The 7590-nt window shown below is 71.4% G+C and carries 6 protein-coding genes and 1 pseudogene; 4 read left to right on the top strand and 3 right to left on the bottom strand.

Features of this window, described 5'->3' with window-relative positions; genetic code table 11:
- Together JNW89_RS21360 and JNW89_RS21355 are read left to right on the top strand one after the other, a co-directional pair.
- The coding region (locus JNW89_RS21360) for an ATP-binding protein (RefSeq protein WP_238450248.1) at positions 1–2340 on the top strand (2340 nt) is incomplete at its 5' end.
- Positions 2337–2894 (top strand): two-component system response regulator, encoded by a 558-nt coding sequence (locus JNW89_RS21355; protein WP_238450247.1) that lies wholly within the window; start codon positions 2337–2339, stop codon positions 2892–2894. The genes JNW89_RS21360 and JNW89_RS21355, both read left to right, overlap by 4 nt.
- A gap of 102 nt (positions 2895–2996) precedes the next feature.
- Here the strand turns inward: JNW89_RS21355 and JNW89_RS21350 are convergent, their stop codons facing one another.
- The 3 genes from JNW89_RS21350 to JNW89_RS21340 form a co-directional block, all read right to left on the bottom strand.
- Positions 2997–4193 carry an NAD(P)/FAD-dependent oxidoreductase gene (locus tag JNW89_RS21350; RefSeq protein WP_238450246.1) on the bottom strand — a complete coding sequence of 399 codons (1197 nt, stop codon included), beginning with the start codon at positions 4191–4193 and terminating at the stop codon, positions 2997–2999.
- Between the two features lie 93 nt (positions 4194–4286).
- Complete coding sequence (locus tag JNW89_RS21345; protein WP_238450245.1) at positions 4287–5231, bottom strand: RNA polymerase sigma-70 factor; 945 nt, start codon at positions 5229–5231, stop codon at positions 4287–4289.
- 116 nt (positions 5232–5347) lie between these two features.
- Positions 5348–5860, bottom strand: coding sequence for a GbsR/MarR family transcriptional regulator (locus JNW89_RS21340; RefSeq protein WP_238450244.1), 513 nt, complete (start codon positions 5858–5860; stop codon positions 5348–5350).
- A 92-nt stretch (positions 5861–5952) separates the two neighbouring features.
- Here JNW89_RS21340 and JNW89_RS21335 point away from each other — a divergent pair, with 92 nt between their 5' ends.
- On the top strand, positions 5953–6864 hold the full coding sequence (locus JNW89_RS21335) for an ABC transporter ATP-binding protein (RefSeq protein WP_238450243.1): 912 nt from the start codon (positions 5953–5955) through the stop codon (positions 6862–6864).
- Positions 6861–7590 (top strand): annotated as a pseudogene (locus JNW89_RS21330) (ABC transporter permease); the annotation flags it as partial. The gene JNW89_RS21335 and the pseudogene JNW89_RS21330, both read left to right, overlap by 4 nt.

Below are 7590 nucleotides of genomic sequence, written 5' to 3'. Positions count from 1 at the left end.
GCGGTGGCGAAGGGTGACCTGTCGCAGAAGATCACGGTGGACGCGCAGGGCGAGATCCTGGAGCTGAAGTCGACGGTGAACACGATGGTGGACCAGCTGTCGTCGTTCGCCGACGAGGTCACCCGGGTGGCCCGCGAGGTCGGCATCGAGGGCAAGCTGGGTGGTCAGGCCCAGGTCAAGGGCGTCTCCGGCACCTGGCGCGACCTGACCGAGAACGTCAACCAGCTCGCCTCGACGCTCACCACCCAGCTGCGGGCGATCGCCCAGGTGTCCACCTCGGTGACCCGCGGCGACCTGACCCAGCGGATCGCGGTCAAGGCGCAGGGCGAGGTCGCCGAGCTGAAGGACAACATCAACCAGATGATCGTCACCCTCCGGGAGACGACCAAGAAGAACGCCGAGCAGGGCTGGCTCGACTCCAACCTGGCCCGGATCGGTGGCCTGCTCCAAGGGCAGCGGGACCTCGGCGAGGTCTGCCGCATGATCATGATGGAGGTGACCCCGCTGGTCGACGCGCAACTGGGCGCGTTCTTCCTGGCGGACACCTCCGAGGGCGTGATGCGGCTGCGGCTGACCGCCTCGTACGGCTACGTGGCGCGCGGCCACGACGTGACCTTCGGCCCCGGGGAGGGGCTGGTCGGTCAGGCGGCGCTGTCCCGTCGCACGATCCGGGTCAACGCGCTGCCCGACGGGCGGCTCACCCTGCGCTCCGGGTTGGCCGAGACGCCCCCGGCCGACCTGGTTGTGCTCCCGGTCCTCTTCGAGGGCGAGCTGCTCGGCGTGATCGAGTTCGCCAGCGTGGCCCGCTTCTCCGAGCTGCACCTCGCGTTCCTGGAGCGGCTGGTGCTGACCACCGGCATCGCGGTCAACACCATCCAGGCCAACCGGCGCACCGAGGAGCTGCTGGCGCAGTCGCAGCGGCTGGCCCTGGAGCTGCAGGACCAGTCGGCCGAGTTGCAGCGCACCAACGCCGAGCTGGAGGACAAGGCCAAGCTGCTCTCCGAGCAGAAGGGCAACATCGAGACCAAGAACCGCGAGATCGAGCTGGCCCGGCTCGGCCTGGAGGAGAAGGCGCAGCAGCTCACCCGGGCCTCGGCGTACAAGTCGGAGTTCCTGGCCAACATGAGCCACGAGCTGCGGACGCCGCTGAACTCGCTGCTGCTGCTGGCCCGGCTGCTGGCCGAGAACTCGGAGCAGAACCTCAGCCGCAAGCAGATCGAGTTCGCCCGCACCATCCACAGCGCCGGCTCCGACCTGCTCTCCCTGATCGACGACATCCTGGACCTGTCCAAGATCGAGGCGGGCCGGATGGATGTCCAGCCGACCGAGATCCGGTTCGACGAGATCCGCGGGTACGTCGAGCAGGCGTTCGCCCCGCAGGCCGAGGAGAAGGGCCTGGACTTCCAGGTACGGGTGGCCAAGGAGCTGCCGCCGGCGCTGGTCACCGACGCCCAGCGGTTGCAGCAGGTCCTGCGCAACCTGCTCTCCAACGCGATCAAGTTCACCGACAACGGCGCGGTGACGTTGCGGATCGCGCCGGCGCCGGAGAACGCGGTCTTCGACGTGCCGGCGCTGACCAACGCGCGGCAGGTGATCGCGTTCACCGTGATCGACACCGGCATCGGGGTCTCGGACGACAAGCTGTCGCTGATCTTCGAGGCGTTCCAGCAGGCCGACGGCACCACCAGCCGCCGCTACGGCGGCACGGGGCTGGGACTGTCGATCAGCCGGGACCTGGCCCGCCTGCTGGGCGGCACGATCACCGTCACGTCGGCGCCCGGTCAGGGCTCGACGTTCACCCTCTTCGTACCCGACGTGCTGGCGCCGGACGCGGTGGTCGCGCCGCAGGCCCCGTCGCCGCAGCGCGCGGGCCTGCCCTCGTCGTTGCTGATGCCGCCGATGGAGCTGCTGCCCAAGCCGGCGGAGGCCCCGGCCACCCGGCAGCTCGACGGCGCCACCGTGCTGATCGTCGACGACGACGTACGGAACGTGTTCGCGCTGACCTCCGCGTTGGAGTTGCACGGCATGGCCGTGTTGTACTCGGACAACGGGGCGGACGGTGTCCGCCTGCTGGCCGAGCATCCGGAGGTGGACATCGTGTTGATGGATGCGATGATGCCGGATCAGGACGGATACGAGACCACCAGGCAGATCCGCCGCAACCACCGCTTCGCGGACCTGCCGATCGTCTTCCTGACGGCGAAGGCGATGCCGGGTGACCGGGAGTCGGCACTGGCGGCCGGGGGTAGTGACTACATCACCAAACCGGTCGACCTGGACGAGTTGATCGAGCGGATGGCGTCGTGGATCAGCGGCAGCCGAGGCGAGGAGAGTTCGTGACGCAGACAGCCAAGGCGCTGCTGGTGGACGACCGGCGGGAGAACCTGATGGCCCTGGAGGCCATTCTCCAGGGCCTTCCGGTGCAGTCGGTCGCCGTGGAGAGCGGTGAGGCGGCGCTGAAGCAGTTGCTGGTGGACGACTTCGCGGTGATCCTGCTGGACGCGCAGATGCCGGACATGGACGGGTTCGAGACCGCCAGCCACATCAAGCGGCGGGAGCGAACCCGGCACGTGCCGATCATCTTCCTCACCGCCGCCGACAAGGACGCGCAGCTCGCCCTGCGCGGCTACGCGGTGGGCGCGGTCGACTACCTCACCAAGCCCTTCGACCCGTGGGTGCTGCGGGCCAAGGTGTCGGTCTTCGTGGAGCTGTGGGTGAAGACCCGGCAGCTCGCCGCGCAGTCCGACCTGGTGCGGGAGCGGGACGCCCAGTGGCGGGTGCTCACCGACGCGGTGGACGAGGCGTCCTCGCTGCTGCGCGGCAACGACGACCTGGAAGCCCGCGACCGCGCGGTGGAGATCCTGGAACAGGCTCGCTGGGGCAACACCCCCTGATCCCGCGGTACGCGTCCCGCGCCGCCCCCGGCGATCGTCGCCGCCTGGACCGACAGCGAAGCGGACGGCCTCGCGTCGAGGGCGCCCGCTTCGCCGCGTGCACTAGGCCAGCGTCTCGACGGCCGAGGTCGCCGTGGCCCGCTCCCGCGCGACGCGACGGCGCCGGGTCGGCATCCCGAGCGTCGGGTTCGCGACGCCCCAGGCGGCGCCTTTGCAGACCAGTTCCTTGTAGACGGCGGCGAGCCGACCGGTCAGTGCCGCCCGGACGGCGCGGTCGTCGGCGGTCACGAACTGGATCACGCCTTCCCTGCGGCCCAGGGAGATGCACTGGTTGAAGTAGCGGATCGGCGTGTTCGGGAGCTTCCCGCCGGTCAGGCGCGCGGCGATCGCGTCGGCGGCCTGCCACGCGGCCGGAGTGCCCGAGGCGCACGACATCCGCAACGGCTTGTCGCCCGGTCCCATGGCGTAGGCCGCGTCGCCGACGGCGTACACGTCGGGGTGCGAGACCGAGCGCATGGTCCCGTCGACCACGATCTGGCCGGTTCCGGTGACCTCCAGGGCGGTCGCCTTCGCGATCGGGTGGACCGCGAAGCCGGTGGTCCACACGGTGACCGCGGCCGGGATGGCCGTGCCGTCGGCGGTCGTGACACGGTCGGCTTCGACGCCGGTGACGTCGGCGTGCTCGTGCACGGTGATGCCGAGCTTGTCGACGACCGTCCGCAGGTGCTCGCGGCCCTTGGGCGAGAGCCAGTCGCCGAGGTCGCCGCGGACGGCGAGGGCGACGTCGAGGTCCGGGCGGGCTTCAGCGATTTCGGTCGCGGCCTCCAGACCGGTGAGGCCGCCGCCGACGACGGTCACGGTCTGCCCGGCTCCCAGCCGGCCCAGGCGCTCGCGCAGCCGGAGTGCTCCGGGGCGGCTGGCGATCTCATGGGCGTGCTCGGCGGTGCCGGGGACGCCTTGGGCGTTCCAGCCGCTGCCGAGGGCGTACACGAGGGTGTCGTACTCCAGCTCCCCGGCGCCGTTCCCGTCGATGACGGCGACGGTCTTGCGGTCGACGTCGACGCCGGTGACCTTCGCGAGCTTCAGTTCGACGCCGGTGCCCGCGAACATCTCGCTGAAGGGCCGGGGCTTGAGGTCCCGGCCGACCGCCAGTTGGTGCATCCGGACCCGCTCCACGAAGTCGGGTTCGGCGTTGACGAGGGTGATGGCCACGTCGTCGCGGTGCAGCCGCTTGGCGAGGCGGCCGGCAGCGATGGCGCCGGTGTATCCGGCGCCGAGGACGATGATCCGGTGCGGCATCTCGATGCTCCTGTCTGATGCGGGTTCGCCACTTGAACCGGGCGACCCGCCGTTTCCTGACAGGAACGCGATGTGAAGCACCTCACACGAGGGTCAGAAGGCCTTGAACAGCGGTTCCCCGTGGTCGGCGGCCGCGAACCGCTCGGTCGCGCGCTCCAGCTTGTCGGGGTTGACCTGGTTGCGGAACGCGGCGATGCCCTCGCCGGTGACCTCCAGGCACATGACGCCGACGACCCGGCCGTCGACGACCGCCACGACGGCGGGGTCGCCGTTGGCGGTCCAGGCGTAGACCTCCGGCGTGCCGCCGACGATGGCGCGCTTGGCCTCGCCGGGTTTGAACAGGCCCCGCAGGAACTTGGCGACCGCGAGGGCGCCCTCGAACGCCTTGGCGCGGGCCGGGACCTTCCCGCCGCCGTCGCCGATCGAGATCGCGTCCTCGGTGAGCAGCCGGACGAGCGGCTCGGTCCGGCCGCTGGTGGCGGCCGCGAGGAACTCCTCGACTATCCGCCGGGCGGCGGCCTCGTCGATCTCGGTGCGGGCCTTGCCGTCCGCGATGTGCTTCTTGGCGCGATGGAAGATCTGCTGGCTGGCGGCCTCGGTGATGTCGAGGATCTCGGCGATCTCCCGGTGCGGGTAGTCGAAGGCCTCCCGCAGCACGTACACCGCCCGCTCGCTCGGGGAGAGGCGCTCCATGAGGGTGAGGACCGCGTACGAGACCGATTCGCGCTGCTCGGCGGTGTCGGCCGGGCCGAGCATCGGATCCCCGGCGAGCAGCGGTTCGGGAAGCCATTGGCCCACGTAGGTCTCGCGCCGTGCCCGCGCGGAGGTGAGCTGGTTGAGGCACAGGTTGGTGAGCACCTTCGTCAGCCAGGCCTCGGGGACCTCGATGCGGTCGACGTCGGCGGCGTGCCAGCGCAGGAACGTCTCCTGCACGGCGTCCTCGGCCTCGCTGGCGGAGCCGAGGAGGCGGTAGGCGATGGCCTCCAGGCGGTGCCTGGCGGCCTCGAACCGGTCGACGTCGCTCGCGGTCAGGGGCATGGCCCCGATCCTAGGCGGGGTGAGGGTGGCCAACAGGCACAAGATCTTCCGGTGATGGCAAGCCCGCACACCCACGGCTGGCCCGGCCGACCCGCCACCCGACGCCTCGAGTGAACCTACTGACGGTCGCCCTTGGCCGGGTGGCCGGTGGCGGCGCGGCGGGCGCGCCAGCGTTCGCCGAGGGAGTCGATCTCCTCCTGGACGAAGACGAAGAAGTCGCGCATCTCGGCGACCCGCTCGCCGCCCGGGGTGGCCGGGCCGTGCAGGGCGTCGACCCCGGCGGTCGCGAGGTCGATGAAGTTCTTGTAGATGCCGGTCTTGGTGATGGTGGCCTCGTACCAGGGGTTGTCCGGCACCCGGTAGCGGTCCCGGCGGGAGCGGGGCACCGGCTCCCGCAGCAGCATGCCGAACTGGGTGAGGTAGCGGACGGCGCCGGAGACGGCCGCCGCGCTCACCCCCAGTCGTTCGCCGATCTCGCCCGCGGTCAGTGGCTCGTCGGCGCTCATCACCGTGAACAGCACCCGGGCGGCCATCCGGGGGAACCCGACCTCGGCGAAGGCCATCGCCATCCGTTCGACGAAGAGGTGGACCTCCTCGACGTCGGGGGCGGCACGGCGGTCGTCGGTCATCGGTGAGTGCTCCTCACTGCGGGTGGGACATCGACTATGCCTCGGATCTCAGTATCTTCACGACTTTGTGAAACGAGTGTAGCTTCTGATGTATGGAAACTCCCATCGCGGTGACCGGCCTGGTCAAGACCTACGGCCGGATCCGGGCGCTCGACGGCCTCGACCTCAGCGTCCGCGCCGGAGAGGTGCACGGCTTCCTCGGACCCAACGGCTCCGGCAAGTCCACCACCATCCGGGTGCTGCTCGGCCTGCTGCGGGCGGACGCGGGGGCCGTCCGACTCCTCGACGGCGACCCGTGGCGCGACGCGGTCGCGCTGCACCGCCGGCTGGCGTACGTCCCCGGCGACGTGACCCTCTGGCCCAACCTCTCCGGCGGCGAGGTGATCGACCTGCTCGGCCGGATGCGGGGCGGGCTCGACCCGAAGCGCCGCGCCGAGCTGCTGGAGTCCTTCGAGCTGGACCCGCGCAAGAAGGGCCGGGCCTACTCCAAGGGCAACCGGCAGAAGGTCGGCCTGGTCGCCGCGCTCGCCTCGGACGTCGAGCTGCTCATCCTCGACGAGCCGACCTCCGGGCTGGACCCGCTGATGGAGGAGGTCTTCCAGCAGTGGGTGCGCCGGGCCAAGCAGGACGGCCGGACGGTGCTGCTCTCCAGCCACATCCTCGCCGAGGTGGAGGCGCTCTGCGACCGGGTCACCATCATCCGCAACGGGCGGAACGTCGAGACCGGGACGCTGACCGAGCTGCGCCACCTGCACCGCACCGCCATCGACGCCGAGATCTCCGCCCCGCTGGACGGCCTGGCGGACCTCCCCGGCGTGCACGACCTGCGGGTGGAGGGCAGCCGGGTGCGCTTCGACGTGGACAACCCGGCCCTGGACGCCGCGCTGCGCCGGCTGGCCGAGCTGGGCGTACGGAGCCTGGTCAGCCAGCCGCCGACGCTGGAGGAGCTGTTCCTGCGGCACTACGGGACGACGGCCGACGAGCCGGCCGGGGCGAACCGATGAGCACCCTCACCGGCACCCGCCATCTCGTCCGGCTGATCCTGCGCCGGGACCGCGTCCTGCTGCCGCTCTGGGTGCTGGTGCTGGCGGTGCTGCCGATGACGTACGCGGCGAGCTTCTTCGAGCTCTTCCCGACCGCCGCCGACCGGGCCGCGTACGCCACCGGCACCGCGACGAACCCCTCGATCGTCGCCCTGCTCGGCCCGGTGTACGGCGACAGCGTCGGCGCGCTCACCGCCCAGCGGGGCGGCTTCCTCACCCTGATCGTCGGGCTGGTCAGCCTGCTCACCGTCATCCGGCACACCCGCACCGAGGAGGAGGCCGGCCGGCGCGAGCTGCTCGGCGCCACCGTGCTCGGCCGGTACGCCGGCCTGACCGCCGCGCTGACCGTCACCTGTGCGGCGAACCTGCTGCTCGGCCTGCTCACCGCGGCCGGCCTGACCGCCACCGGCCTGCCGGCGGCCGGCTCGCTCTCCTACGGGCTGTCGACCGCGCTGGTCGGGGTCGTCTTCGCCACCGTGGGTGGGCTCGCCGCCCAGCTCACCGAGACGGCCGGCGGCGCGCGGGGGATCGCCGTCGGGGTGCTCGGCCTGGCCTTCGCGCTCCGGCTCGCCGGCGACACCGCGGAGCGGGACTGGCCGAGCTGGCTCTCGCCGCTGGGCTGGGCCCCGCGCATCCGGGCGTACGAGGGCGAGCGCTGGTGGGTGCTGGCGCTGCCCGTCGCGCTGA

This window comes from Micromonospora sp. 4G55, assembly GCF_016803375.1.
This window is presented reverse-complemented; position numbering and strand designations above follow the sequence as displayed.